Annotated in this window: 24 protein-coding genes and 1 other RNA gene; 19 read left to right on the top strand and 6 right to left on the bottom strand. The window is 63.3% G+C overall.

Features of this window, described 5'->3' with window-relative positions; translation table 11 throughout:
* Positions 1-24: 24 nt before the first annotated feature.
* The 5 genes from L0U81_RS11590 to ompA all read right to left on the bottom strand — a co-directional run bounded on the left by L0U81_RS11590 (position 25) and on the right by ompA (position 3,463).
* On the bottom strand, positions 25-393 hold the full coding sequence (locus tag L0U81_RS11590; RefSeq protein ID WP_233802748.1) for a COG4315 family predicted lipoprotein: 369 nt from the start codon (positions 391-393) through the stop codon (positions 25-27).
* 225 nt (positions 394-618) lie between these two features.
* Positions 619-988, bottom strand: a transfer-messenger RNA (tmRNA) gene (gene ssrA / locus L0U81_RS11585).
* 134 nt (positions 989-1,122) lie between these two features.
* The gene (gph, locus tag L0U81_RS11580) at positions 1,123-1,836 is read right to left on the bottom strand and encodes a phosphoglycolate phosphatase (protein WP_233802745.1); all 714 of its coding nucleotides are present in this window, start codon (positions 1,834-1,836) and stop codon (positions 1,123-1,125) included.
* Between the two features lie 41 nt (positions 1,837-1,877).
* Positions 1,878-2,576 carry a bifunctional 2-polyprenyl-6-hydroxyphenol methylase/3-demethylubiquinol 3-O-methyltransferase UbiG gene (ubiG, locus tag L0U81_RS11575; RefSeq protein WP_233802743.1) on the bottom strand — a complete coding sequence of 233 codons (699 nt, stop codon included), beginning with the start codon at positions 2,574-2,576 and terminating at the stop codon, positions 1,878-1,880.
* Positions 2,577-2,815: 239 nt separating this feature from the next.
* On the bottom strand, positions 2,816-3,463 hold the full coding sequence (gene ompA / locus L0U81_RS11570; RefSeq protein ID WP_233802741.1) for an outer membrane protein OmpA: 648 nt from the start codon (positions 3,461-3,463) through the stop codon (positions 2,816-2,818).
* Between the two features lie 485 nt (positions 3,464-3,948).
* Between ompA and gyrA the strand changes: the two genes are divergently transcribed.
* The 17 genes from gyrA (at position 3,949) to cysM (ending at position 23,273) form a co-directional block, all read left to right on the top strand.
* Positions 3,949-6,579, top strand: coding sequence for a DNA gyrase subunit A (gene gyrA, locus L0U81_RS11565; protein WP_233802739.1), 2,631 nt, complete (start codon positions 3,949-3,951; stop codon positions 6,577-6,579).
* 124 nt (positions 6,580-6,703) lie between these two features.
* Positions 6,704-7,309, top strand: a complete 606-nt coding sequence (locus L0U81_RS11560) for a DUF2059 domain-containing protein (protein ID WP_233804299.1) — start codon at positions 6,704-6,706, stop codon at positions 7,307-7,309.
* A 236-nt stretch (positions 7,310-7,545) separates the two neighbouring features.
* Positions 7,546-8,628, top strand: coding sequence for a 3-phosphoserine/phosphohydroxythreonine transaminase (gene serC / locus L0U81_RS11555; RefSeq protein WP_233802737.1), 1,083 nt, complete (start codon positions 7,546-7,548; stop codon positions 8,626-8,628).
* 63 nt (positions 8,629-8,691) lie between these two features.
* Complete coding sequence (gene pheA, locus L0U81_RS11550) at positions 8,692-9,771, top strand: prephenate dehydratase (RefSeq protein WP_233802735.1); 1,080 nt, start codon at positions 8,692-8,694, stop codon at positions 9,769-9,771.
* An 81-nt stretch (positions 9,772-9,852) separates the two neighbouring features.
* Positions 9,853-10,974 carry a histidinol-phosphate transaminase gene (gene hisC / locus L0U81_RS11545; RefSeq protein WP_233802733.1) on the top strand — a complete coding sequence of 374 codons (1,122 nt, stop codon included), beginning with the start codon at positions 9,853-9,855 and terminating at the stop codon, positions 10,972-10,974.
* A 53-nt stretch (positions 10,975-11,027) separates the two neighbouring features.
* On the top strand, positions 11,028-11,969 hold the full coding sequence (locus L0U81_RS11540; protein ID WP_233802731.1) for a prephenate dehydrogenase: 942 nt from the start codon (positions 11,028-11,030) through the stop codon (positions 11,967-11,969).
* Between the two features lie 18 nt (positions 11,970-11,987).
* The gene (gene aroA, locus L0U81_RS11535) at positions 11,988-13,292 is read left to right on the top strand and encodes a 3-phosphoshikimate 1-carboxyvinyltransferase (RefSeq protein ID WP_233802729.1); all 1,305 of its coding nucleotides are present in this window, start codon (positions 11,988-11,990) and stop codon (positions 13,290-13,292) included.
* 46 nt (positions 13,293-13,338) lie between these two features.
* Positions 13,339-14,025, top strand: a complete 687-nt coding sequence (cmk, locus tag L0U81_RS11530) for a (d)CMP kinase (protein ID WP_233802727.1) — start codon at positions 13,339-13,341, stop codon at positions 14,023-14,025.
* Positions 14,026-14,188: 163 nt separating this feature from the next.
* Complete coding sequence (gene rpsA / locus L0U81_RS11525; RefSeq protein WP_176381320.1) at positions 14,189-15,922, top strand: 30S ribosomal protein S1; 1,734 nt, start codon at positions 14,189-14,191, stop codon at positions 15,920-15,922.
* A gap of 21 nt (positions 15,923-15,943) precedes the next feature.
* On the top strand, positions 15,944-16,267 hold the full coding sequence (locus tag L0U81_RS11520; protein WP_006050255.1) for an integration host factor subunit beta: 324 nt from the start codon (positions 15,944-15,946) through the stop codon (positions 16,265-16,267).
* Between the two features lie 295 nt (positions 16,268-16,562).
* On the top strand, positions 16,563-16,856 hold the full coding sequence (locus L0U81_RS11515) for a LapA family protein (RefSeq protein ID WP_230562661.1): 294 nt from the start codon (positions 16,563-16,565) through the stop codon (positions 16,854-16,856).
* A 69-nt stretch (positions 16,857-16,925) separates the two neighbouring features.
* Positions 16,926-18,101: a lipopolysaccharide assembly protein LapB gene (lapB, locus tag L0U81_RS11510; RefSeq protein WP_233802725.1), complete on the top strand. Its 1,176-nt coding sequence runs from the start codon at positions 16,926-16,928 to the stop codon at positions 18,099-18,101.
* A gap of 125 nt (positions 18,102-18,226) precedes the next feature.
* Complete coding sequence (locus L0U81_RS11505; protein WP_233802723.1) at positions 18,227-19,630, top strand: UDP-glucose dehydrogenase family protein; 1,404 nt, start codon at positions 18,227-18,229, stop codon at positions 19,628-19,630.
* Positions 19,596-20,603, top strand: a complete 1,008-nt coding sequence (rfaE1, locus tag L0U81_RS11500; RefSeq protein WP_326489822.1) for a D-glycero-beta-D-manno-heptose-7-phosphate kinase — start codon at positions 19,596-19,598, stop codon at positions 20,601-20,603. The genes L0U81_RS11505 and rfaE1 overlap by 35 nt, the downstream gene beginning before the upstream one ends.
* An 86-nt stretch (positions 20,604-20,689) precedes the next feature.
* Positions 20,690-21,682 carry an ADP-glyceromanno-heptose 6-epimerase gene (rfaD, locus tag L0U81_RS11495; RefSeq protein WP_233802720.1) on the top strand — a complete coding sequence of 331 codons (993 nt, stop codon included), beginning with the start codon at positions 20,690-20,692 and terminating at the stop codon, positions 21,680-21,682.
* A gap of 78 nt (positions 21,683-21,760) precedes the next feature.
* On the top strand, positions 21,761-22,135 hold the full coding sequence (locus tag L0U81_RS11490; RefSeq protein WP_233802718.1) for a ComEA family DNA-binding protein: 375 nt from the start codon (positions 21,761-21,763) through the stop codon (positions 22,133-22,135).
* Between the two features lie 235 nt (positions 22,136-22,370).
* Complete coding sequence (gene cysM / locus L0U81_RS11485; protein WP_233802716.1) at positions 22,371-23,273, top strand: cysteine synthase CysM; 903 nt, start codon at positions 22,371-22,373, stop codon at positions 23,271-23,273.
* Positions 23,274-23,386: 113 nt separating this feature from the next.
* Here cysM and mltB read toward each other — a convergent pair whose 3' ends face one another.
* Complete coding sequence (gene mltB, locus L0U81_RS11480) at positions 23,387-24,565, bottom strand: lytic murein transglycosylase B (protein WP_233802714.1); 1,179 nt, start codon at positions 24,563-24,565, stop codon at positions 23,387-23,389.
* Positions 24,566-24,888: 323 nt separating this feature from the next.
* Between mltB and L0U81_RS11475 the strand changes: the two genes are divergently transcribed.
* Together L0U81_RS11475 and L0U81_RS11470 are read left to right on the top strand one after the other, a co-directional pair.
* Entirely contained in the window at positions 24,889-25,812 is a 924-nt protein-coding gene (locus tag L0U81_RS11475; RefSeq protein ID WP_233802712.1) for a histone deacetylase family protein, read from the top strand.
* A 76-nt stretch (positions 25,813-25,888) separates the two neighbouring features.
* Positions 25,889-26,698 (top strand): enoyl-CoA hydratase, encoded by an 810-nt coding sequence (locus L0U81_RS11470; protein ID WP_233802710.1) that lies wholly within the window; start codon positions 25,889-25,891, stop codon positions 26,696-26,698.
* The last annotated feature ends 8 nt before the right edge of the window (positions 26,699-26,706 follow it).

Raw genomic sequence — 26,706 nt, 5'->3', positions numbered from 1 at the left:
CCATCTGCCGGCCGGTCCCGTTCCTCAGGGTTTGGCGATGTGCCAGATTTCCTTGAAGCCGTCTCCCTTGGCATCGCCCGCCTGCTTGTCGGCCGCGTAGTGATACAGCGGATGGCCCTTGTACGCCCATTGTTGCTTGCCGTCGGCGCTCGGGATCAGCGTCCAGTCGCCCGACGGCTTGTCGGTCGGCGACGCCGTTGCCGCCGGCCAGTTGCTCATGCAGTCGCCGGTGCAGGCGCTGACGCCCGGTGTGGTGTCCTTGTCGAACGTGTAGAGCGTCATGCCGTCGGCGGCGACGATGCGGCCGCCGGACAGTTTGGGCGGATCGGCGAAGGCGCTGGCGTGCAGCGCGGCGAACACGAGCGGGGCCAGCAAGACGATGGTCTTACGCATGATGCGTGCTCCTGTTTTGACGACATGGTTGACGAGCGGCGACGCGCTTCGAGTATAGGTAGCGGACGCGGATAGGCTGGGTCGCGGAGTGTGTGCCGTCAGGTGAGGGGGGGCTGATTCGGCCGCGAAGCGTTGCGGGCGATGCCGCCAAAATAAAAGACCCCGGCAGCGCTCAGCCCTACCGGGGTCTTTCGAGGCCGTTCATTGCGAACGTTCCGATGTGTTTGGTGGAGGCGGCGGGAATCGAACCCGCGTCCAGAAGTCCTCTACGACCAGTTCTACATGTTTAGTTCTGTCTTTTGATTTAACCGCAGCGACGCGGACGAACACGCTGCGCTACGGCGATTCACTAAGTTTTCGACCCGGGCGTCGTGACGCCGCCAAGGCTTAACTGACGTATATGACCTCTGTCGGTATTGCTACCGGTCTTGCGACACTAGCCCGTCAGTGAACTAGGCAGAGGACGGCGGCCCTTAGGCTGCCAGTGCGAACGTATCGTCGTTTGCAGTTACGTTTTTCCCATTGATTAACGAGGTGACGGGTCCTCGACATGCCCTAGCCGCTTCGCAACCCCTGTCGAAACCAGGTCGCCCCCGCGGTTCGTTGCTCATATTTATGAGCCAAGCGACATTTTACAATAGATCGACGGCCACGTCGTGTGTCCTGGGTGGCCGCCGAATCATGTAACTTGGTTAGCGAGTGTGTCGCACGCGCCCTTCAGCCGATCTGTCAGCTGATATCGCGCAGCAGTGTCTGCAACTCAGCCGGCGATTGCACGACATGCTGCGCGTGCCACCGTGTCGGCGGAATGTCGTTGCCGCAATAGCCGTACGCCGCTGCGACGGTCTTCATGCCGGCGGCAAAACCCGCCTGCACGTCGCGCAGATCGTCGCCGATATAGACGACGCGCTCCGGCGCGACGTCCAGCTCACGCGCCGCGTGCAGCAGCGGCGCGGGGTGCGGCTTCGAATGCGGGGTCGTGTCGCCGCTCACCACGCAGCCTGCGCGCTCCTCGAGCCCGAGTTGCGCGACGAGCGGCTCGGTGAGACGCGCGACCTTGTTCGTGACGATGCCCCAGCGCACGCCGCGCGCGTCGAGTTCGTCGAGCACTTCCGCGATGCCCGGAAAGAGCGTCGTCTCGATGCACAGATCTGCTTCGTAGTTCGCGAGAAACTCCTCGCGCATCGACGCGAATTCATGATGGTCGGGTCCGATGCCGAACGCACCACAGATCAGTCCGCGCGCTCCGGCTGATGCCAGCGGTCGCAGCTTTTCGAGCGGCACCATCTCGAGTCCGCGGTCGTGGCGCATTTTGTTGACGGCAGCCGCAAGGTCGGGCGCTGTGTCGGCTAGCGTGCCGTCGAGGTCGAAAAGCACCGCGAGGCAAAAGCCGAGCAGGTTGTCGTTGTCTTCGCGTTGGGGCAGGGGAGTCGGGTCGCTCATTGTGCGTTTCGGATGCGGCGGATCGGGATGGTTCTGGCAATTCAGGCGTCGCGGCGGCAGGCGAGCAGATAGTTGACGCTCGTGTCGGACGACAGCGTGAAATGCTTGCTGAGCGGGTTGTAGACGATGCCCTTGATGTCATCCGTGCGCAGGCCGGCGACGCGCACGAAGCCCGCGAGCTCAGACGGGCGGATGAAGCGCGCGTAGTCGTGCGTACCCTTCGGCAGCATTCGCGCGATGTATTCGGCACCAATAACCGCGAACAGATACGACTTCACGTTGCGGTTCAGCGTGGAGAAGAACACCCAGCCGCCAGGCTTCACGAGATTCTTGCAGGCTTCGACGATTGCGGCGGGCTGGGGCACGTGCTCGAGCATTTCCATGCAGGTGATCACGTCATAAGTGCCCGGTTCGCGCGCGGCGAGCGCCTCGGCCGCGATTTCTTCGTAATCGACGGATACACCGCTTTCAAGACTGTGAAGATCGGCGACGCCGAGTGCCTGAGTCGACAGGTCGATGCCCTTCACGTGGGCACCCAAACCTGCCATGGATTCAGAGAGAATGCCCCCGCCGCAGCCGATATCGAGCACCTTTTTGCCCGCGAGATGCGCGTGCGCGTCGATCCAGCTCAGGCGAATCGGGTTCAGTTCGTGCAGCGGTTTGAACTCGGCGTTTGGGTCCCACCACCGATGAGCGAGGTCGCTGAATTTCTGTAGTTCGTGGGGATCGGCGTTGGTCATGGCGAAGGCTGCCTCGATGAAAGCGGTGAGCGGACGCTCGAGGATAAACCCTAAGTATATAGGGCAAGAGAAAGGGCGGCAAAAACGCGGCGGGCGGCGAGGCGCTGATGCAAACGGCGGGCCGCTAGCGATGGAGCGGGAGGCGTTTGCCGCCATCGCGCGTCACGCATCGACGCGGCAGCCGTGGATAAAAAAAGCCCCGCCGAAGCGGGGCTTTCGATACTGCGGTAATTTGCAGCTTACTGCTTCGGCGTACCGACAACTTCGACTTCCACGCGGCGGTCCGGTGCGAGGCAGGCGATGAGTTGCTTGCGGTTCTTCTGGTTGCAACCGGTGGTAACCGGGTTGCGACGGCCCTTGCCTTCCGTGTAGATACGGTTGGCTTCGACGCCCTGGCTGACCAGGAAGGCCTTCACAGCTTGAGCGCGACGCAGCGACAGACGGTCGTTGTAGGCGTCCGAACCGATGCGGTCGGTGTGGCCCGTAGCGACGACGACTTCGAGATTGATGCCCTGAATCTTCGATGCCAGTTCGCTCAGACGTTCCTTGCCAGCCGGCTTCAGGATTGCCTTGTCAAAGTCGAACAGCGCATCAGCTTGATACGTAATCTTTTGGCTGGTGATAGCCGGAGCCGGCGGGACCGGTGCCGGCGGGGTCGGAGCCTGAGCAACCAGAGCGCCGTCGCACTTGGCGTTAGCCGTTGCGGGCGTCCAGAATGCATCGCGCCAGCAAAGCTCGTTCGTGCCGTTCATCCACACGTATTCGCCAGTACCATTCACCCAGTTGTCGTTGGTAGCTTGTCGCGACGCCGGCACCGACTGCGCCATGGCGGATGCAGCCATAACTGCGGTAGCTGCAATGAACGCGAGCTTTGAAAGTTTATTCATATTTCTCCTCTCGAAATTGAGATTACCGCAGGTTTACTGCGAGCCTGTTGACGAAGACCAGTCATACATTGCTCGAAGTATAACATTGGTGCTGAACAAAAACTGTCTGTGTAGACTTCGAGCAGTGTCTGACTCTTTGTGCGTTGGCATTTTGCCATATCGTTCCCTTCCGACGAAAAAAAAATCTGCCCCCTATCAATTCCCCCTCCAATTGTGGTGCATGAGCAACAAATGTTTTCGCCTGGGCGGTCCGCCAGCTCTGCCTGAGCGGCGAATTGGCCCCACGCACGAATCGAGCCTGACGGGGCGGAAAATGCGTTTTCGGCGAGGTGTTGGCGGGTGCCCCTCTAATATGTATACGGTGTACGCGTAGCGTCGTCGGGGGCAGATGCGCGGCATGTTAGAATCGCGTGATGCGTTGCGCCTGCAATGCTTACGCGAAGATGCAGCGAACCCCTCGCCTTCGCACGTAAAAGATACGGATAATGGATCAATTCGCCAAAGAGACTTTGCCAATCTCCCTAGAGGAGGAAATGCGCCGTTCGTATCTCGATTACGCGATGAGCGTGATCGTAGGGCGAGCGCTTCCCGATGTCCGCGATGGCCTGAAGCCGGTGCACCGGCGCGTGCTGTACGCGATGCACGAGTTGAACAACGACTGGAACCGTGCTTACAAGAAGTCGGCGCGTATCGTCGGCGACGTCATCGGTAAATACCATCCGCACGGCGACACGGCTGTCTACGACACGATTGTCCGGATGGCGCAGGACTTCTCGTTGCGCTACATGCTCGTCGACGGCCAGGGCAACTTCGGTTCGGTCGACGGCGACAACGCCGCGGCGATGCGTTACACCGAAATCCGCATGGCGAAGATCGGCCACGAACTGCTGGCCGACATCGACAAGGAAACGGTCGACTTCGTACCGAACTACGACGGCAGCGAAAACGAACCGGCCATCCTGCCCGCGCGCATCCCGAACCTGCTGATCAACGGCTCGTCCGGCATTGCGGTCGGCATGGCGACCAACATCCCGCCACATAATCTCAATGAAGTCGTCGACGCCTGTCAGCATCTGCTGAAAAACCCCGAAGCAACGATCGACGAGCTGATCGAGATCATCCCGGCACCCGATTTCCCGACCGCCGGCATCATCTACGGCGTGGCCGGCGTGCGCGACGGCTATCGCACCGGTCGCGGCCGCGTCGTCATGCGCGCGCTCACGCACTTCGAGGAAATCGATCGCGGTCAGCGCATGGCGATCATCGTTGACGAGCTGCCGTATCAGGTGAACAAGCGCTCGTTGCTCGAGCGCATTGCCGAGCTCGTCAACGAGAAGAAGCTCGAAGGCATTTCCGACATCCGCGACGAATCCGACAAGAGCGGCATGCGCGTCGTGATCGAGCTGAAGCGCGGTGAAGTGCCCGAAGTCGTGCTGAACAATCTGTACAAGGCGACCCAGCTTCAGGACACCTTTGGCATGAACATGGTCGCGCTCGTCGACGGCCAGCCGAAGCTGTTGAATCTGAAGGAAATGCTGACGTGTTTCCTGTCGCATCGCCGGGAAGTGCTGACGCGGCGCACGGTCTTCGAACTGCGCAAGGCGCGCGAACGTGGCCACGTGCTCGAAGGTCTCGCGGTTGCGCTCGCGAACATCGACGAATTCATCGCGCTCATCAAGGCCGCGCCGACGCCGCCTATCGCCAAGCAGGAATTGATGGCGCGCGCGTGGGATTCGTCGCTCGTGCGCGAAATGCTGTCGCGCGCCGAGACGGAGAACGCGACTGCCGGCGGCCGCGAAGCTTACCGTCCAGAGGGGCTGAACCCGTCGTTTGGTATGCAGGCTGACGGGCTCTACCGTCTGTCCGATACCCAGGCCCAGGAAATCCTGCAGATGCGTCTGCAGCGCCTGACCGGTCTCGAGCAGGACAAGATCATCGGGGAATACCGCGACGTGATGGCGCAGATTGCCGACCTGCTCGACATTCTGGCTCGTCCGGAACGGATCTCGGCGATCATCGTCGACGAACTCACGTCGATCAAGGCCGAATTCGGTGATGCGCGCCGCTCGAAGATCGAGCTGAACGCGACCGAGCTGAACACCGAAGATCTGATCACGCCGCAGGAAATGGTCGTGACGATGTCGCACGCGGGCTACGTGAAATCGCAGCCGTTGTCCGAATATCGGGCCCAGAAGCGCGGTGGTCGTGGCAAGCAGGCCACTTCCATGAAGGAAGACGACTGGATCGACACGCTATTCATCGCCAATACGCACGACCACATCCTGTGCTTCTCGAACCGCGGCCGCGTGTACTGGGTCAAGGTCTACGAAGTGCCGCAGGGTTCGCGCAATTCGCGCGGCCGGCCGATCGTCAATATGTTCCCGCTGCAGGAAGGTGAAAAGATCACGGTTGTGCTGCCGGTCAAGGAATTCTCGGCCGACAAGTTCGTGTTCATGGCCACCGCGTTAGGAACGGTAAAAAAGACGCCGCTGGAAGCATTCAGCCGGCCGCTGCGCAAGGGTATTATTGCGGTCGGTCTCGATGAGGGCGATTACCTGATCGGCGCCGCGATCACCGACGGCCAGCACGACGTCATGCTGTTCTCGGATTCCGGCAAGGCGGTGCGCTTCGACGAAAACGACGTGCGTCCGATGGGCCGCGAGGCGCGCGGCGTGCGCGGCATGCAGCTTGAGGACAGTCAGAACGTCATCGCGTTGCTGGTGGCCGGCGACGAGCAGCAGTCGGTGCTCACTGCGACCGAGAACGGCTTCGGCAAGCGCACGCCGATCACTGAGTACACGCGTCACGGCCGCGGCACGAAGGGCATGATCGCGATCCAGACCTCGGAGCGCAATGGCAAGGTGGTTGCCGCGACGCTGGTGGATCCGGAAGCGCAGATCATGCTGATTACTACGACGGGCGTGCTGATTCGCACGCGCGTGTCGGAAATCCGCGAAATGGGACGCGCAACGCAAGGTGTTACACTCATCAGCCTTGACGAAGGGACCAAGCTGTCTGGTCTGCAACAGGTTGCTGAGGCCGAGGGCGAGTCGGAAAGCGATTCCGACGGCTCCGCTGAAGGTGACAACGGCGGCGAGAGTGGCGGTGCGGCTTGATCCGTGCCAGTGGCTTTCAGTCTCAGTTAATACGTTGAAGCTACGCTGCGGGTCACCGCGTATCGGGCCGGTACGCTTTCCCATGCAGCGTGCAGTTCAAGTTAATTTCTCTTAGGGAGTAATGATGCAAAAACGATTCAAACAACTGATGTTGCTGGCTGCCATCGTGCCGACCTTCGCCATGGCTCAAGCGCTGCAAAACCAGGCGCCCGCAGCTCCGGCTGCTGCAGCAGCACCGGTTGATCCGGCCAAGCAGGCTGCCATCAAGGATCTGCTCGACGCCATCGACGCGCAGAAGCTGGTTGGTGCAATCGGCAACAGCGCGCAGATGCAGGCCAAGCAGCTCGTGCCGGCAATCCTGTCGGACGCGCTGACCGAGAACAAGACGATGACGGACAAGCAGAAGCAGGCGGCCGTGCCGACGTTGCAGAAGAACTCGGTGCCGAAGCTGGTCGACAGCGCGGGCCAGGTCTTCGCAACCGACTCTTTCCGCCAGGACGCAATGCAGGCTCAGTACGACGCGTACGCGAAGTACTACAGCACGTCGGAAATCAAGGATCTGACCACGTTCTACAAGAGCCCGACCGGCCGCAAGTTCATCCAGGTGCAAGACCAGGTTGGCCGCGACGTCGTGAACAGCCTGATGCAGAAGTACATGCCGGAATCGATCAAGGCAACGCGTGACCAGGCCGACAAGGAAGTCGCATCGGTCAAGCCGGCTGCCAAGTAAGTTCCGCTCGCAAGGCTGCGTTGAGCAGGCAGCCTGACGCCGCGTCCGCCGGGTAAGTGCCCGGCAGGCGCACCCGCTGGACCATACGGCGTGGCGGGTTGGCGGCGACAATGCGATAATGGCCGTTTGCGCACTGGCGCAGACGGTCATTTTCTTTTTTCGGCGAGTAATTTCGCAGATCTTTTCGCCGCTTTTCGCGCGACTCCGCTTTATTCGCACCGCTTCCAGGACCTCACATGCGCGTCTTTAATTTCTCCGCCGGCCCGGCGGCCATGCCCGAAGAAGTGCTGCGCCAGGCAGCCGACGAGATGCTGAACTGGCAAGGCAGCGGTATGAGCGTGATGGAAATGAGCCATCGCGGCAAGGAATTCATGTCGATCCACGAGGAAGCGCTGACAGACCTGCGCGAGCTGCTGCGGGTACCGGCAAGTCACCGCATCCTGTTTTTGCAGGGTGGCGGGCTCGGCGAAAACGCGATCGTGCCCATGAATCTGCTCGGCTCGAAACCGCGCGCGGATTTCGTCGTGACCGGTTCGTGGTCGCAGAAGTCGTTCAAGGAAGCGGAAAAATACGGCAGCGTTCATCTGGCCGCGACCGGCAAGACGGCCGAGGGCTTCACCCGTGCGCCGGCGCGTTCGGAGTGGCAGCTCTCGGACGATCCGGCCTACGTGCACCTGTGCACGAACGAGACCATTCACGGCGTCGAAACGTTCGAGATTCCCGACCTCGGCGACATTCCGCTTGTCGCGGACGCGTCGTCGCATATCCTGTCTCGCCCGATGGACATCGCCAAATACGGCGTGCTATTCGGCGGTGCGCAGAAGAACATCGGCATGGCCGGCGTCACGGTCGTGATCGTGCGTGAGGACATGCTCGATCGCGCGATGCCGATCTGCCCGTCCGCGTTCGAATGGAAGACCGTCGCCGAGAACAATTCGATGTACAACACGCCGCCCACCTACGCGATCTACATCGCCGGGCTCGTGTTCAAGTGGTTGAAGAAGCAGGGCGGCCTCGTGGCGATGGAGGCGCGCAACCTCGAAAAAGCGAAGCTGCTGTACGACACGATCGACTCGAGCAGCTTCTATCTGAACAAGGTCGAGCGTGGCTCGCGCTCGCGGATGAACGTACCGTTCTTCCTCGCCGACGAGTCGCGCAACGAAGATTTCCTGTCCGGCGCGAAAGCGCGGGGATTGGTGCAGCTAAAGGGCCACAAGTCCGTCGGCGGCATGCGGGCGTCGATTTATAACGCCGTCCCGCTCGAAGGCGTCAAAGCGCTTGTCGAATACATGAAGGAATTCGAACAGCGGAGCGCCTGAGTCACACTGACCGGCAGGCGCGCGCACTTTTCCAGCAGTTACCCGGCAGGGCCGTTTTCACGCATGGACGACGAACTCAATACACGACTCAAACCTCTGCGCGATCGTATCGACGCGCTCGACGCGCAGCTGATCGCGCTCCTGAACCAGCGCGCCTCGGTCGCGCTCGAAGTGGGCGAGGTCAAGAAGCATTTCAACGCGCCGGTGTTCCGACCCGAGCGCGAGATGCAGGTGATCGCGCGCCTGCAGGAAATGAGCGCGGGGCCGCTCTCGGACGAACACATCGGCGCGATCTGGCGCGAGATCATGGCGGCGAGCCGCGCGCTCGAAAAGACCATCAAGGCCGCCTACCTCGGACCGGTCGGCACCTATACCGAGCAGGCGATGCACGAGTACTTCGGTCAGTCGATCGAAGGTCTGCCGTGCCCTTCGATCGACGAAGTATTCCGCTCGGTCGAGGCGGGCGCCGCCGACTACGGCGTCGTGCCAGTCGAGAATTCGACCGAAGGCGCGGTGTCGCGCACACTGGATCTGCTGCTGCAAACGCAACTGACCATCGGCGGCGAACTCGCTTTGCCGATTCATCACAATCTGCTCACGCAAAACGGGCTCGCCGGCGTTACGCGCGTGTGCGCGCACGCGCAGGCGCTCGCGCAGTGCCAGCGCTGGCTGTCGACCAACGCTCCGCACCTCGAGCGCCAGGCGGTGTCGAGCAATGCGGAAGCCGCACGGATGGCGGCCGAAGATCCGACTGTCGCGGCCATCGCGGGCGATCGCGCCGCGATCCACTACGGCCTGCAGGTCACCAACGCGCTGATCCAGGACGATCCGCACAACCGCACGCGCTTCGTGATGATCGGCAAGGAGCCGACCGGTCCGAGCGGCTACGACCAGACCTCGCTGATCGCGTCGGTCGCGAACGAACCGGGCGCGATGGTCAAGCTGCTCGAGCCGCTCGCGCGCCACGGCGTGTCGATGACACGTTTCGAATCGCGTCCGGCGCGCATCGGCACGTGGGAGTACTACTTCTATATCGACGTCGAGGGCCATCGCGACGATCCGGCCGTGGCCGCCGCACTCGCTGGGCTCGGTGAGAAGGCCGCGTTCCTGAAGATACTCGGCTCGTATCCGCGCGCCCGCTAGGGGCTGGCAGCGCAGTCTGGGCGGCGTCGCGTGCGCTGCCCGAAAGCAGATTCACTATCCATCGTCGTTCGGAGATTTTTCATGACAGCGTCTTTCGGCCCTTCCTATGTGCGTGCGATCGCGCCGTACATCGCCGGCAAGCCGATTTCGGAAGTGGCCCGCGAGTTCGGTCTCGAAGAGGCGAGCATCGTGAAGCTGGCATCGAACGAAAACCCGCTCGGCATGCCCGAGTCCGCGCAGCGCGCGATGGCGCAGGCGATCGCCGGTCTCGGCCGCTATCCGGACTCGAACGGCTTCGAGCTGAAGGCGGCGCTCGCCGCGCGCTACGGCGTGCCGGCCGAATGGATCACGCTCGGCAACGGCAGCAACGACATCCTCGAACTCGCTGCGCATGCGTTCGTCGAGAAGGGCCAGGCGGTCGTGTTCTCACAGTATTCGTTCGCGGTGTACGCACTCGCGACGCAAGGCGTCGGGGCGCGCGCGATCGTGGTGCCGGCCGTGCGCTACGGTCATGACCTCGCCGCGATGCTCGCTGCGATCGACGACGACACGCGTCTCGTGTTCGTCGCGAATCCGAACAATCCGACCGGCACGTTCGTCGACGGTCCGTCGCTCGAGGCGTTTCTCGACAAGGTGCCGGGTCACGTGGTCGTCGTGCTCGACGAGGCGTACACCGAGTATCTGTCGGCGGACAAGCGCTACGACTCGATCGACTGGGTGCGCCGCTATCCGAACCTGCTGGTGTCGCGCACGTTCTCGAAGGCGTTCGGCCTCGCGGGCCTGCGGATCGGCTTCGCAATCGCGCAGCCCGGGTTGACCGATCTGCTGAATCGTCTGCGACAGCCGTTCAACGTGAATACGCTTGCGCAAGCCGCGGCGATTGCGGCGCTGAGCGACAACGCATTTCTGGAAAAAAGCGCGGCGTTGAATGCGCAGGGCTATAAGCTTCTGACCGAGGCGTTCGACAAGCTCGGTCTCGAATACGTGCCGTCCGCAGGAAACTTTGTGCTCGTGCGCGTCGGCGGCGATGACAAAGCCGGCGCCCGCGTGAATCTTGCGCTGCTGAAGCAGGCCGTGATCGTGCGACCGGTCGGCAACTACGGTTTGCCGCAGTGGCTGCGCATCACGATCGGCCTGCCGGAGGAAAACGAAGCGTTCCTCGCGGCGCTCGAAAAGACGCTTGCCGAGCCTGCCGCAGCGTAAGCATTGATCCTTGACCCCGCGCGTCCGGCCGGCAGGAGCGGCGCGCTTATTGTGTGACCGACGTGGCCGCGTTTTCTTTTAACAAGCTGGTGATTTTTGGTGTCGGCCTGATCGGCGGATCGCTCGCGCGCGCGTTGCGTGAACGTGGCGAGGCCGGCGGGACGCGCGCGGTGATTGGCGTGGGACGGACTTCCGCGTCGAGCGAGCGCGCGTTGGCGCTCGGTGTGATCGACGGCGCCGCGGCACTCAACGACGACGCCGCGCTGCGCGACGCGCTCGCGGACGCGGACTTCGTGCTGCTCGCGGCGCCCGTCGCGCAGACACAGCCGCTGCTCGAACGCATCGCGCCGTATCTCGACGCCGACACGATCGTCACCGACGCAGGGAGCACCAAGTCTGACGTGGTCGCCGCCGCGCGCGCGGCGCTTGGTGAGCGGATCGGTCAGTTTGTGCCGGGCCATCCGATCGCGGGCCGCGAGTCGAGTGGCGTCGATGCCGCGTTGCCCGATCTGTACGTGAATCGCAACGTCGTGCTGTGCCCGCTGCCGGAGAACACGCCGGAAGCGGTCCAGCGCGTCGCGGCGATGTGGCGCGCCACCGGCGCGCTCGTGCGAGAGATGACGCCCCAGCAGCACGATCGGGTGTTCGCGTCGGTCAGTCATCTGCCGCACGTGCTGTCGTTCGCGCTCGTCGAGCAGATCCTCAATTCGCCCGATGCCGCGTTGAAGTTCTCGTTCGCGGCGGGCGGCTTTCGCGACTTTACGCGCATCGCGGCGTCGAGTCCGGAGATGTGGCGCGACGTATGCGTTGCCAATCGCGCGGCGCTTCTCGACGAGCTCGATGCGTACACCGCGGTGCTCGCGCGCCTGCGAACGGCGATCGAAGCCGGTGACGGCGCCGCGCTCGAAGCCGTGTTCGCCCGTTCGCGCGTCGCGCGCAGTCAGTGGCAGGAGCAGCGCGCGGCTGGCGTGGCCGGCAGCGACGCGTCGAAATAACCGGAAACTGGACTCATCATGGAATTCCTCGATCTCGGACCTTTTTCCCGTGCGGTCGGCACGGTTCGTCTGCCTGGCTCGAAGAGCATCTCGAACCGCGTGCTGCTGCTCGCTGCGCTCGCCGAAGGCGACACGACGATCACGAACCTGCTCGATTCCGACGACACCCGCGTGATGCTCGACGCGCTCGAAAAGCTCGGCGTGCGTCTGAAGCGTGACGGCGATACCTGCGTCGTGACCGGCACACGTGGCGCGTTCACCGCGCGCACGGCCGACCTGTTCCTCGGCAACGCGGGCACGGCGGTCCGCCCGCTGACCGCGGCGCTTGCCGTGAACGGCGGCGACTACCGGATCCACGGCGTGCCGCGTATGCACGAGCGGCCGATCGGCGATCTCGTCGACGGCCTGCGCCAGATCGGCGCGAAGATCGATTACGAGCAGAACGAAGGTTATCCGCCGCTGCGCATCCGCCCCGCGCAGATCGCGGCCGATGCGCCGATCCGCGTGCGCGGCGACGTGTCGAGCCAGTTCCTGACATCGCTGATGATGACGCTGCCGCTGCTACGCACGGCGAGCGGCGTCACCACCGTGCAGGTCGACGGCGAACTGATCTCGAAGCCGTATATCGAGATCACGATCAAGCTGATGGAGCGCTTCGGCATCAAGGTCGAGCGTCACGGCTGGCATCAGTTCGTCGTGCCGGCAGGACAGCGGTATCAGTCGCCGGGCACGATCATGGTCGAAGGCGATGCCTCTTCGGCGTCGTATTTCCTGGCCGCGGGCGCGCTCGGCGGCGGCCCGCTGAGAGTGGAGGGCGTGGGTCGCGCGAGTATCCAGGGCGACGTCGGCTTTGCCGATGCCCTGATCAAAATGGGCGCGAACCTGCAGATGGGCGATGACTGGATCGAAGTGCGCGGCGTCGGCAACGACCACGGCAAGCTCGATCCGATCGACATGGACTTCAACCTGATCCCCGACGCCGCGATGACGATCGCCGTCGCCGCGCTGTTCGCTGACGGCACGAGCACACTGCGCAACATCGCGAGCTGGCGCGTGAAGGAGACCGACCGCATCGCCGCGATGGCCACCGAGTTGCGCAAGGTCGGCGCGAAAGTGCAGGAGGGCGAAGATTTCCTCGTCGTCACGCCGCCCGAAAAGCTGATCCCGAATGCGGCGATCGACACCTACGACGATCACCGCATGGCGATGTGCTTCTCGCTCGTGAGCCTGGGTGGTGTGCCGATCCGCATCAACGACCCGAAGTGCGTCGGCAAGACGTTCCCCGATTACTTCGAGCGCTTCACCGCGCTCGCACAACCCTGATTCAACCCAGATTCGCTTGCGAATCGCCTGACGTGCGACTTTTTCGATGAAACCGACCCGTCCCTTTCACCAGACGCCCGTCATCACGATCGACGGCCCCAGCGCCTCCGGCAAAGGCACTGTGGCCGCGATGGTGGCCGCCAACCTCGGCTTTCACCTGCTCGACAGCGGCGCGCTGTACCGGCTAGCGGCGCTTGCGAGCCTGCGCTACGGCGTTTCGGCGGACGACGTCGACGCACTTGTCAAACTGATCGACGACCTCCATATCACGTTCCGCGAGGGGCTGGCGCAGCTCGACGGGGTCGACGTGTCGACCGAAATTCGCGCCGAGGAAGTGGGCAGCCGCGCCTCGGCGATCGCTGTGCACGCGCCGGTGCGATCCGCGCTGGTGGCGCGCCAGCGGGCGTTTCGCAAGGAGCCGGGGCTCGTCGCCGACGGCCGCGATATGGGTACCGTGATCTTCCAGGATGCCGCCCTGAAGGTGTTCATGACCGCAAGCGTCGAGGCCCGCGCGACACGCCGGTATAAGCAATTGATCCAAAAAGGATTTTCTGCTAATATAGATGACTTGCTCCGGGATTTGCGTGAGCGCGACGAGCGTGACAGCCGGCGCTCGGCCGCACCACTCAAGCCCGCGGCGGATGCAAAGCTGCTCGATACCTCCGCAATGTCGGTCGACCAGGCGGTCGAGCAAGTGGTGCAATGGTATGAAGCGCTGGTCCCGCATGCGTAACTGAAAACGGTAACGCAGCAGCGGCCAGACAGCGGCAGTTCCGTTGTTGGTAGGTGCTTCGCGATGGTCGCGAAGCGTTGTTTTTAACCCTTTAACCTCGCGTGGCAGTCGCGTATTTGCCGAAGTTGCTGACCAGTCCGGTGAGCCAGGCGCTGCGAAGACCATGCAAACCTTGATTTTTATGTCCGACCTGCAAACCTCTACCCCGAATACCGAATCTTTTGCGGCTCTGTTCGAAGAGTCGCTGACCAAGCAGGACATGCGCGCCGGCGAAGTGATCTCCGCCGAAGTCGTGCGTGTCGACCACAACTTCGTGGTCGTGAACGCTGGTCTGAAGTCCGAAGCCTACATCCCGCTCGAAGAGTTCCTGAACGACGCGGGCGAGGTAGAAGTGCAGGCGGGCGACTTCGTTTCCGTCGCGATCGACGCGCTGGAAAACGGCTATGGCGACACCATCTTGTCGCGTGACAAGGCGAAGCGTCTGGCTTCGTGGCTGTCGTTGGAAAAGGCGCTGGACAACAACGAACTCGTGACCGGCACGATCACGGGCAAGGTCAAGGGTGGCATGACCGTGATGGTCAATGGCATCCGCGCGTTCCTGCCGGGTTCGCTGGTTGATACGCGTCCGGTCAAGGACACGACCCCGTACGAAGGCAAGACCCTCGAATTCCGCGTCATCAAGCTCGACCGCAAGCGTAACAACGTCGTGCTGTCGCGCCGCGCTGTCATCGAGGCAACGCAAGGCGAAGAGCGCGCGAAGCTGCTCGAAACGCTGAAGGAAGGCGCGATCGTCGAAGGCGTGGTCAAGAACATCACCGACTACGGCGCGTTCGTGGACCTCGGCGGCATCGACGGGCTCCTGCACATCACCGATATCGCGTGGCGTCGCGTGCGTCACCCGAGCGAAGTTCTGTCGGTTGGCCAGGAAGTCACCGCGAAGATCCTCAAGTTCGACCAGGAAAAGAACCGCGTTTCGCTCGGTATCAAGCAACTGGGCGACGATCCGTGGGAAGGCATCTCGCGTCGTTACCCGTCGGGCACGCGTCTGTTCGGTAAGGTCACCAACATCACCGACTACGGCGCGTTCGTCGAAGTGGAATCGGGCATCGAAGGCCTCGTCCACGTGTCGGAAATGGACTGGACCAACAAGAACGTTGCTCCGTCGAAGGTTGTCCAACTGGGCGACGAAGTCGAAGTCATGGTTCTCGAAATCGACGAAGACCGTCGTCGTATCAGCCTCGGCATGAAGCAGTGCAAGCCGAACCCGTGGGATGACTTCAGCCGCAACTTCAAGAAGGGCGACAAGATCAGCGGCGCCATCAAGTCGATCACCGACTTCGGCGTGTTTATCGGTCTGCCTGGCGGCATCGACGGTCTGGTTCACCTGTCGGATCTGTCGTGGAGCGAAACGGGCGAGGAAGCCGTTCGCAAGTACAAGAAGGGCGACGAAGTGGAAGCGATCGTTCTCGGCATCGACGTCGAGAAGGAACGTATTTCGCTGGGTATCAAGCAGCTCGAAGGCGACCCGTTCAGCAACTACGTTGCAATGAACGACAAGGGCTCGATCGTCGACGGTACGGTCAAGTCGGTGGACGCGAAGGGTGCTGTGGTCCAGCTGTCGGGTGAAGTCGAAGGCTACCTGCGTGCTTCGGAAATCGCGCAAGACCGCGTGGAAGACGCTCGCAACGTGCTGAAGGAAGGCGACAAGGTCAACGCGATGATCATCAACATCGATCGCAAGTCGCGCGGCATCAACCTGTCGATCAAGGCGAAGGATTCGGCTGAGCAGCAGGAAGCCATCCGCGGCCTCGCTGCTTCGGATTCGAGCGCAGCCGCTACCGGCACGACGAACCTCGGCGCGTTGCTGAAGGCCAAGCTCGACGGCCAGAACCAGTAAGCCTGAGAGGTCTGCTGCAGTATGACCAAATCGGAATTGGTCGCCCAGCTGGCTACGCGATTTCCGCAACTTGTTCTCAAAGATGCGGATTTCGCGGTGAAGACGATGCTCGATGCGATGTCGGAGGCGCTTGCCAAAGGCCATCGCATTGAAATTCGCGGCTTCGGCAGCTTCGGCCTCAACCGCCGTCCCTCCCGCGTCGGACGCAATCCGAAGTCGGGCGAGAAGGTGCTGGTACCCGAGAAGTATGTGCCGCACTTCAAGCCGGGCAAGGAATTGCGTGAACGGGTGGATCGTCGCGCGGGCGAGCCGCTGAAGGCCGAGGAGCCGGATGACGACCTTTAATGACTGCGCTGTGCGTCTTGCAGCGTGACATAGCTAGCTTCAGCGGCCAAAGCCAGTCGGCAAAAGACCAGAAAGAGCGCCTTCGGGCGCTTTTTTTTTCGTCCATGCTTTGAGTGGGCGCTCGCCAGGGAGCCCGGTGCATGTGGCGAATCGCCCGTAAGTGCCCCATTCCGCCACTTGCTGCCCAGTCGCGAGGGCATCCATTACAATACGGGTCACTTCGGCGCGGGCGACACCGTGGCACGACGCGTCGTCAGGCCGGCTCACCCCGCAACTGCCGTCAAGAGATCTATTCATGAAATTTATCGTCTGGCTGATCCGTGTGCTGGTGTTCGTGCTGCTGCTGGTGCTGGCGCTCTCCAACACGCAACCCGCTACGCTGAATTTCCTCGCCGGCTATGTCTGGTCGGCGCCTCTGATTCTGATTGGCCTCGCGTTTTTCGTGATCGGCTTGCTGGCGGGGCTTGTGTCGGCGATGCCTGCCGTCGTGCGTCTGCGCATGGAGAATGGCCGTCTCAAACGCGAGCTGCGCGTGGCGCGCGAAACCCCGGCCGTCGTCGAGCAGCCGCCGATGCCGCCGCTGATCTGAGCTGTCCTGCGCCGCGCGTTTTGAGCGCGGCTTTTCGTTTCCGCTTTCCCGCACACTTGCATTAATCGCATGGATCTAGACTTCTGGTGGCTGCTGGTCATACCCGTCGCGTTTGCGTTCGGCTGGATGGCAGCACGCTACGACCTCAAGACGCTGCTGTCTGAAAGCGCCAACCTGCCGCGTTCGTATTTTCGCGGCCTGAACTTCCTGCTCAACGAGCAGCCCGACAAGGCGATCGACGCGTTCATCGAAGTCGTCAAGCTCGACCCTGAAACGGTCGAACTGCATTTCGCGCTCGGCAATCTGTTCCGCCGGCGCGGCGAAACAGACCGCGCGATCCGCGTGCATCAGAATCTGTTGAGCCGCGCTGACCTGCCGGTCAGCGAGCGCGACCACGCCCTGTACGAACTCGGTCAGGACTTCCTGAAGGCAGGTCTGCTCGACCGTGCCGAAGAAACTTTCCGCTCGCTGCAGGCGGGTGACTACGCACTGGGCGCTCAACGCGCGCTGCTGACGATCTACGAGATCGAGAAGGACTGGGTCGAGTCGATCGATACCGCGCGCCACCTCGAAACAATGGGCGCAGCGTCGCTCGACAAGGAAATCGCGCAGTTCCATTGCGAACTCGCGCAGGAAGCGCTGCAGCAGAAGAAGCCGGACGAAGCGCGTCGTCAGCTCGGTCTCGCGCTGAAAGCGAATCCGACCAACGTGCGCGCGACGATCCTGTTCGGCGACGTCGACGCGGCCGGCGGCGCACCGGAAGCGGCGATCGAACAATGGCGCCGCGTCGAGGAGCAGAACCCCGCGTATCTGCCGCTCGTCGCCGAAAAGATCATGAAGGCGTACGAAGCGCTCGGCCGCGCGCAAGAGGGCGCCGATCTGCTGACCACGTGGGTCGACCGTCATCCGAGCAACGATCTTCTCGACGTCGCGTATCAGCACGTCGCGGCGCTGCGTGGCGCCGATGCCGCGCATGCGCTTGCTCGCTCGCAGATGCAGAAGTCACCGAATCTGGCCGGCATGACCCGGCTGCTCGAAGCGCAGCAGGCCGTCGCCGAAGAGCCGCGGCGCAGCGAGCTCGAGCTGATGCGCACGCTGATCCGCCAGCGCACCAAGAATCTGCCACGCTATACGTGCCAGAATTGTGGCTTCAGGGCGCGGCTTTTCTACTGGCAGTGCCCGGGTTGCAGCGGTTGGGAAACCTATGCGCCGCGCCGCGTCGAGCCGATTACCGCGTCGAGCTGACGCCGCACGCGCGGCGCTGGCCGCGTCGGCGTCGGTAGCCACGCAACCGCCCGCGAATTTTGCAACGAGTTTATCGCCGGCCTCCTGACCGGCATTCATCACCGGAACCTTCTACCGGAAAGCTTATGAAAATCACCATTATCGGCACCGGCTATGTGGGCCTTGTCACCGGCGCGTGTCTCGCCGAAATCGGCAACGACGTCTTCTGTCTCGACGTCGATCAGCGCAAGATCGACATCCTCAACAAAGGCGGCGTGCCGATTCACGAGCCGGGCCTGCAGGAGATGATCGCCCGCACGCGCGCGGCTGGCCGTATTACGTTCTCGACCGATGTCGCGGCGAGCGTTGCACACGGCGACGTGCAGTTCATCGCGGTCGGCACGCCGCCCGACGAGGATGGCTCCGCCGATCTGCAATACGTGCTCGAAGCCGCGCGCAACATCGGCCGCACGATGAACGGCTTCAAGGTGATCGTCGACAAATCGACGGTGCCGGTCGGCACCGCGCAGCGCGTGCGCGCGGTGATCGACGAAGAACTCGCGAAACGTGGGCTCGCCGGCAGCGCGGAGCATCGCTTCTCGGTTGTGTCGAATCCCGAGTTCCTCAAGGAAGGCGCTGCCGTCGACGACTTCATGCGTCCGGACCGCATCGTGATCGGCATCGACGAAGACGAGCCGGGCGTGCGCGCGCGCGAAATGATGAAGCGTATGTACGCGCCGTTCAACCGCAATCACGAACGCACGCTGTACATGGACGTGCGCTCTGCCGAATTCACGAAGTACGCGGCCAATGCCATGCTCGCGACGCGCATCTCGTTCATGAACGAGATGTCGAATCTCGCGGACAAGGTCGGCGCCGACATCGAAGCGGTGCGCCGCGGCATCGGTTCCGATCCGCGCATCGGCTATCACTTCCTGTATGCGGGCTGCGGCTACGGCGGCTCGTGCTTCCCGAAGGACGTGCAGGCGCTGATCCGCACCGCGAGCGAAAGCGGCCACAACCTGCGCATTCTCGAAGCGGTCGAGGAAGTGAACTACCAGCAGAAGGACGTGCTCGTCAACAAGATCGCCGCGAAGCTCGGCGAGGATCTGAGCGGCCGCACGTTCGCGGTGTGGGGTCTCGCGTTCAAGCCGAATACCGACGATATGCGCGAGGCGCCGAGCCGTCGCGTGATCGGCGAGCTGCTCGCGCGCGGCGCGAGCGTGCGCGCGTACGATCCGGTCGCCGTGGCCGAGGCGCGTCGCGTGTTCGCGATGGATCTGCACGCGGCACCCGAGCAGCTCGCACGCCTCACGTTCACGAGCACCCAGGACGAAACGCTGACCGGCAGCGACGCGCTCGTGATCGTGACCGAATGGAAGGAGTTCAAGAGCCCTGATTTCGTGCATCTGAAATCGGTGCTGAAGATGCCGCTGATTTTCGACGGCCGCAATCTGTACGAGCCGGACGCGATGACCGAGCTCGGCATCGACTATCACGCCATTGGACGTCCCTATGCCCAACCCTCTGAACTTCCGGCCGATGCCTGATGCCATGCCCGCGGCGCCCGCATCCACGCCGGCGCAGAAGCTAACGGTCGTGCCGCGCGCGCAGCTCAACGCGGCGCGCGTGCTGGTGGTCGGCGACGTGATGCTCGACCGCTACTGGTTCGGCGACGTGAACCGCATTTCGCCGGAGGCGCCGGTGCCGGTCGTGCACGTGCAGCGCCAGGAAGATCGCCTGGGCGGCGCGGCAAACGTCGCGCGCAACGCGGTCGCGCTCGGCGCCCAGGCGGGCCTCCTGTGCGTGGTCGGTCATGACGAGCCCGGCGAGCGCATCGTGCAGTTGCTCGACGAAAGCGGCGTGACACCGCATCTCGAACGCGACCCGGCCCTGCTGACGACGATCAAGCTGCGTGTGCTGTCGCGTCAGCAGCAGTTGCTGCGCGTCGACTTCGAAAACTCGCCGGCGCACGAGGTGCTGCTTGCGGGTCTGGCGCGTTTCGACGAACTGCTGCCGTCGCACGACGTGATCCTGATGTCCGACTATGCGAAGGGCGGCCTCACCCACGTCACACAGATGATCGCGAAGGCGCACGCGGCCGGCAAACCGGTGCTCGTCGATCCAAAGGGCGACGACTGGGAACGCTATCGCGGCGCGACGCTGATCACGCCGAATCGCGCGGAATTGCGCGAGGTGGTCGGGCAGTGGAAGTCCGAGGAAGATCTGATTGCGCGCGTCACGAAGCTGCGCGCCGAACTCCAGTTCAAAGCGCTGCTGCTTACGCGTTCGGAAGAGGGCATGACGCTGTTCTCCGACGACGGCATCCTGCACGCGTCGGCCGTTGCGCGCGAAGTGTATGATGTGTCGGGCGCGGGCGACACCGTGATTGCGACGCTCGCCGCGATGCTCGGCGCGGGTCTTTCGCTCGTCGACGCGGTCGGGCTCGCGAATCGCGCGGCCGGCATCGTGGTCGGCAAGCTCGGCACCGCCACCGTCGACTACGACGAACTCTTTTCCTGATGCAGCCCGCGGGGCCCCGTCGTCCTGACGGACCAGCGGACCCCGCGCGGCGTTGACTGAACGAAGCTCACTACCGCAGGATCATCATGACCGTCATCGTCACCGGCGCGGCCGGTTTTATCGGCAGCAATCTCGTGAAGGCGCTCAATGAGCGCGGCGAACAACGCATCATCGCCGTCGATAACCTCACGCGCGCGGACAAGTTCAGGAATCTGGTCGACTGCGAAATCGACGACTATCTCGACAAAACCGAATTCGTCGAGCGCTTCAGGCGCGGCGACTTCGGCAAGGTGCGCGCGATCTTCCACGAAGGCGCCTGCTCGGACACGATGGAAACCGACGGCCGCTACATGATGGAAAACAACTACCGCTACAGCCGCGACGTGCTCGACGTCTGCCTCGAGCAGAACATCCAGTTCCTGTACGCGTCGTCGGCGGCGACGTATGGCGGCTCGAGCCGCTTCGTCGAGGAGCGCGAGGTCGAGCAGCCGCTCAACGTGTACGGCTATTCGAAGTTCCTGTTCGACCAGGTCATTCGCCGCGTGCTGCCCACCGCGAAAAGCCAGATTGCGGGCTTCCGCTATTTCAACGTGTACGGGCCGCGCGAAACGCACAAGGCGCGCATGGCGTCGGTCGCGTTTCACAACTTCAACCAGTTCCGCGCCGAGGGTAAGGTCAAGCTGTTCGGCGAATACAACGGCTATGCGGCCGGTCAGCAGACGCGCGATTTCATCTCGGTCGAAGACGTCGTCAAGGTCAACCTGTTCTTCTTCGATCATCCGGAGAAGTCGGGCATTTTCAATCTCGGCACCGGCCGCGCGCAGCCGTTCAACGACATCGCGAGCACCGTGGTCAACACGCTGCGCGCGCTGAACAACGAGCCGGCGCTGTCGCTGGCGGATCAGGTCCAGCGCGGGCTGATCGAATACATTCCGTTCCCCGACGCGCTGCGCGGCAAGTATCAGTGCTTCACCCAGGCTGATCAGTCGAAGCTGCGGGCGGCCGGCTACGATGCGCCGTTTCTGAGCGTGCAGGAAGGTGTCGATCGTTACGTGCGTTGGCTGTTCGGCCAGGTGTAATTAGTACGGCATCCTCTTTAAACTGGAATCTCCTGGCCGGTGATGGTCGCCGGCCAGTGGCAACAGGGAGATTCCAATATGTTTCGAAAAGTACTGGTTACCGCGGCAATGCTTGCCGCTTTCGGCCACGCGTATGCGGCGGTCGACGTCAACACGGCTAACGAAGACGCGCTACGCGGCATTAAGGGCATCGGTGCGGCGAGAGCCAAGGCGATTCTCGACGAACGCAACGCGCATGGCCCGTTCAAGGACGCGGCCGACCTTGGCAAGCGCGTCAAGGGCATGGGCGGGCATACCATCGAGCGCCTGCAGGCGGAGGGTCTCGCTGTCGGACCGGCTGGCGCGGCTGCTAGCACGCAGGTTGCGACAGCTGCAGCGGGTAAGGAGCCGGCCGCTCCGGTCGCTCCCGCCGCCGCGCAGAAGGGCGCCGCCGCGGTGGCGGTGAAGAAGTAAGCGGTCGCGAGCCTTGCGCGTGCCATGACGCGCGGCTTGCGGCGCACAGGGTTCGCGAACGACCCATTCCTTCGATTGGTACACACGATTTCCCGCGGCTCGCAGCCGCGGGCTTTTTGCATGGCGCTCGGCATGCATCCATGCGGACAATAGGGCTGCAGGGCGGCGCCGGACATCGTGGTTTAGAATCGACAGATTAAAGACATTCATTCGCGCATCGATCGCTAGACCCCATATGGCATACAAAACGATTGAAGACACAGTCGGCAATACGCCGCTCGTGCAACTCGTCCGGCTTCCCGACGACGAGATCCGCAGCCGCAACAACGTGGTCCTCGCAAAGCTCGAGGGCAACAATCCGGCGGGGTCGGTGAAGGATCGTCCGGCGTTGTCGATGATCAAGAAGGCGGAAGCGCGCGGGCGCATCAAGCCGGGCGACACGCTGATCGAAGCGACAAGTGGCAACACCGGCATTGCGCTCGCGATGGCCGCTGCGATCCGCGGCTACAAGATGGTGCTGATCATGCCGGAGGACCTGTCGGTCGAGCGCCGTCAGAGCATGGCCGCGTACGGCGCGCAGATCCTCCTGACACCGGTCAAGGGCGGCATGGAGTACGCGCGCGATCTCGCCGAGCAAATGCAGCGCGAAGGCAAGGGCATCATCCTCGATCAGTTCGCGAACCCGGATAATCCGGCCTCGCATATCGAAGGCACGGGCCCGGAAATCTGGCGCGACACGGAAGGGCGCATCACGCACTTCGTGTCGTCGATGGGCACGACCGGCACGATCATGGGCGTGTCCACGTATCTGAAAACGCAAAACCAGCAGATCGAAATCATCGGCGCGCAGCCGGAAGAGGGCTCGCGGATTCCGGGCATTCGCAAATGGCCGGAAGCGTATCTGCCGAAGATTTTCGACCGTAGCCGCGTCGACCGTGTGGAGAACGTCAGTCAGGCCGCGGCCGAGGCGATGGCGCGCCGCATGGCGTCGGTCGAGGGCATCTTCGCAGGCATTTCGTCGGGCGGGGCGTGTGAAGTCGCTCTGCGCATCGCGCGTCAAGTCGAGAACGCGACGATCGTGTTCATTGTCTGCGATCGCGGCGACCGCTATCTGTCCACAGGGGTGTTTCCCGCGTAAGCGGTTCGCCGGGCGCCTTCATGGGCGCGCGAATCGAACGAAAAGCGCCGGTCGAGCCGGCGCTTTTTTTACATCCTTCAACACGAGGAGCGTGTAGCGACTCGCGGCGTGACTCACTGCGAATCGGAGTTCGTCTGATCCGCTTGACCTTGCGACGCGCCGCCGTTGTTGAGCGCCTTTGCGGCGTTCGCCGCATCAATCGCTTCCATCTGCGCCTTGACCTTCTGACCGAGCTGATACACCGCGAGCGCATAGAAGAAGCTGCGGTTGTAGCGCGTGAGCACGTAGAAGTTCTTCAGGCCGAGCACGAATTCCGTGCCACGTCCCGGAGACGGCAGATCGACCACCGTGACCGGCGTGCCCGCTTCGGACGCAATGTCGACGTTCTGCTCGTTCAGCACGAGCCCGGCGCGCAGCAACTGGTCGAGCGGCCAGTGCGGCTCCGGCTCACCATTGGCCGCCGCTTGCGCGACACCGAGGCTGCCCGCGTCCGAGCCAATTCGCCATACCACCGGGCGGCCGCTTTCCCAGCCGTTCTGCCGCAGATAGTTCGCGACGCTGCCGATCGCGTCGGCCTCGCTCGCGCGCAGATCGATACGCTTGTTGCCTTCGTAGTCGACCGCGTATTGCACGATGCTGCTCGGCAGGAACTGCGGAATGCCAATCGCGCCCGTGTACGAGCCGAGCACCGTGGTCGGGTCGATCTGCGCGTCGCGCGTCCACACCAGGTAGTCTTCGAGATTCTTGCGGAAGGTCGCCTGGCGGTCCGCGCGATTCGCGGTGTTCGGATAATCGAAGCTCAGCGTGGTCAGCGCATCGAGCACGCGGAAGTTGCCCATGTAGCGGCCGTAGATCGTCTCGACACCGATGATGCCGACGATCACCTCCGGCGGCACGCCGAACTCCTGATACGCGCGCTGCAGCGTGGCCCGGTTCTCGCGCCAGAACTGCACGCCGGCATTCACACGCACCGGTTCCAGGAAGCGCGCCTGATACGAGCGCCAGTTCTTGATCGACGGCGTCGGCGACGGCGTGACGAGCTTCACCGCGGTCGCCGAGTAGCTCACGCCGGCAAATAGCGCGTGCAGCGACGCTTCGTCGAAATCGTAGCGCGCGACCATCTCGTTGATAAATGCATCGACGTTTGCGTTGTTCGCGTAGCGCTGCGGAATGATCTCTTCCTCGAACGTCTGTCCTTGCGGTACTGGCTGCTGCGGCTGGCTTTGCGCGACCAGCACCGGCGCTTTCTTCGTGGCGCTTTGCGCGCTCGCGGGGCTCGCTGCGATGAACATGCACGATGCGACGGTCAGTGAGGCGGCGAGGGTGCCGAGGCGAGGCCGGTTGCGTGTGGATCGTGCGGACAGAGCAAGCTTGACGGTCATGGTGAGCAGTGAGCGCGATGCGTGAGAGACTGGAAGCGGCGGGAACGAAACGGCGAGTAACGGGTCGGGGCAGTATACCCGACGGCTTCTGCAAAACCGTGCCGAATGAGCGACAGCGGCGTCGTGTGGTAACTTGACGAATATTGGCGCGCCGGGGCGCGCGCCGCTCGACGGAGACACGCCGCGCGCGCAGTCCATGCGCCGCGCCGTAGAAAAGACGCACAACAGAAACTATGGCAACCGGCTTCTATTCCCACACCGACTGTCTGCTGCACGACATGGGGCAGTGGCATCCCGAGTGTCCCGCGCGCCTGCAGGCGATCGAGGATCAACTGATCGCGAGCCGCATCGACGCGCTGATCGAGCGCGAGTCGGCGCCGCTCGCCGACGAGACCGCGCTGCTGCGCGTGCATACGCAGGCGCACGTCGATTACATCCGCGGCCGCTCGCCCGTCGCGGGCATGGCCGAGATCGATCCCGACACGTCGATGAACCCGCACACGTGGCAGGCCGCGTTGCGCGCGGCGGGCGCGGCGGTCGCCGCCACCGACGCGGTGATCGAAGGCCGTTACGACAACGCGTTCTGCAGTGTGCGGCCACCGGGCCATCACGCGGAGCCGGCGCGCGCGATGGGCTTCTGCTTCTTCAACAACGTCGCGATCGCCGCGCGCCACGCGCTCGACGTGCACGGACTCGCGCGCGTCGCGATCATCGACTTCGACGTTCATCACGGCAACGGCACCGAGGCGGCGTTTTCGGGCGACCCGCGCGTGCTGATGTGCAGCATCTTCCAGCATCCGTTCTATCCGTTCACCGGCGCCGACAATCAGGCGCCCAACATGTGCAACGTGCCGATGCCGGCGCGCTCGAACGGCATGGCGGTGCGCGAGGCGGTCGACCTGCTGTGGTTGCCGCGCCTGCACGAGTTCAGGCCGGAGATGCTGTTCATTTCGGCCGGCTTCGACGCGCATCGCGAGGACGACCTCGGCAACATGGGGCTCGTCGAAGACGATTACGCGTGGATCACCGGCCAGATGTGTGAGATCGCGCGGCGCTACGCGCGCGGGCGCATCGTCAGTTGTCTCGAGGGCGGCTACAACCTGTCGGCGCTCGGCCGCAGCGTGGTCGCGCACGTGCGGGCGCTGGCGGAGATCTGAGGGTACCTGTCCGCGCGCGGCGGCGGTTCGAAGGCCGACGATCGCGGATCGACATTCACGCACCGAGGAGCGAACCATGAGCGCCGGCCCTGCCAGTAGCGACGACACCTCGCTGGTCACGATCGAACACGACGCGTATCGCGTGCCGGGCGTCGTGCGCGTGACGATGAACCGGCCCGATGCGTTCAATGCGCTGTCCGAAGCGCTGCTCGACGAACTGCAGCAGACCCTGACCGATATCGCGAAGAGCGCTGCGCGCGTGGTCGTGATCGCCGGTGCGGGCCGCGCGTTCTGCGCGGGACACGACCTGAAGGAAATGCGTGCGGCGCCTTCGCTCGCGTACTACCAGCAGCTGTTCGCGCGCTGCACGAAGCTGATGATGACGGTCCAGCGCATGCCGCAGCCGGTGATCGCGCGAGTTCATGGCATCGCGACGGCGGCCGGCTGTCAGCTCGTCGCGATGTGCGATCTCGCGGTCGCCGCCGATACCGCGCGCTTCGCCGTGTCGGGCGTGAACCTCGGCCTGTTCTGCGCGACGCCGTCGGTGCCGCTGTCGCGCAACCTGTCGCGCAAGGCCGCGCTAGAAATGCTGCTGACCGGCGATTTCATCGACGCCGCCGCAGCGCGCCAGCAGGGACTCGTGAACCGCGTCGCCCCAGCCGATGCGCTCGACGACGAAATCGCGCGGCTTGCCGCGAGCATCTGCGCGAAGCCGGTCGAAGCGGTCAGTGCGGGCAAGGGGCTGTTCTACCGGCAGCTCGAGATGGGCATCGAAGCCGCGTACCAGCTCGCCGGGCAGACGATGGCGTGCAACATGATGGACGACTCGGCACTCGAAGGCGTGCAGGCTTTTATCGACAAACGCGCGCCGCAGTGGCGGCGGTAGTCGGCGGC

Origin of the sequence: Paraburkholderia sp. HP33-1, assembly GCF_021390595.1 — a bacterium.
GTDB lineage: Bacteria > Pseudomonadota > Gammaproteobacteria > Burkholderiales > Burkholderiaceae > Paraburkholderia.
The sequence above is the reverse complement of the archived record's forward strand: the minus strand, read 5'-3'. Positions and strand labels throughout refer to the sequence as shown.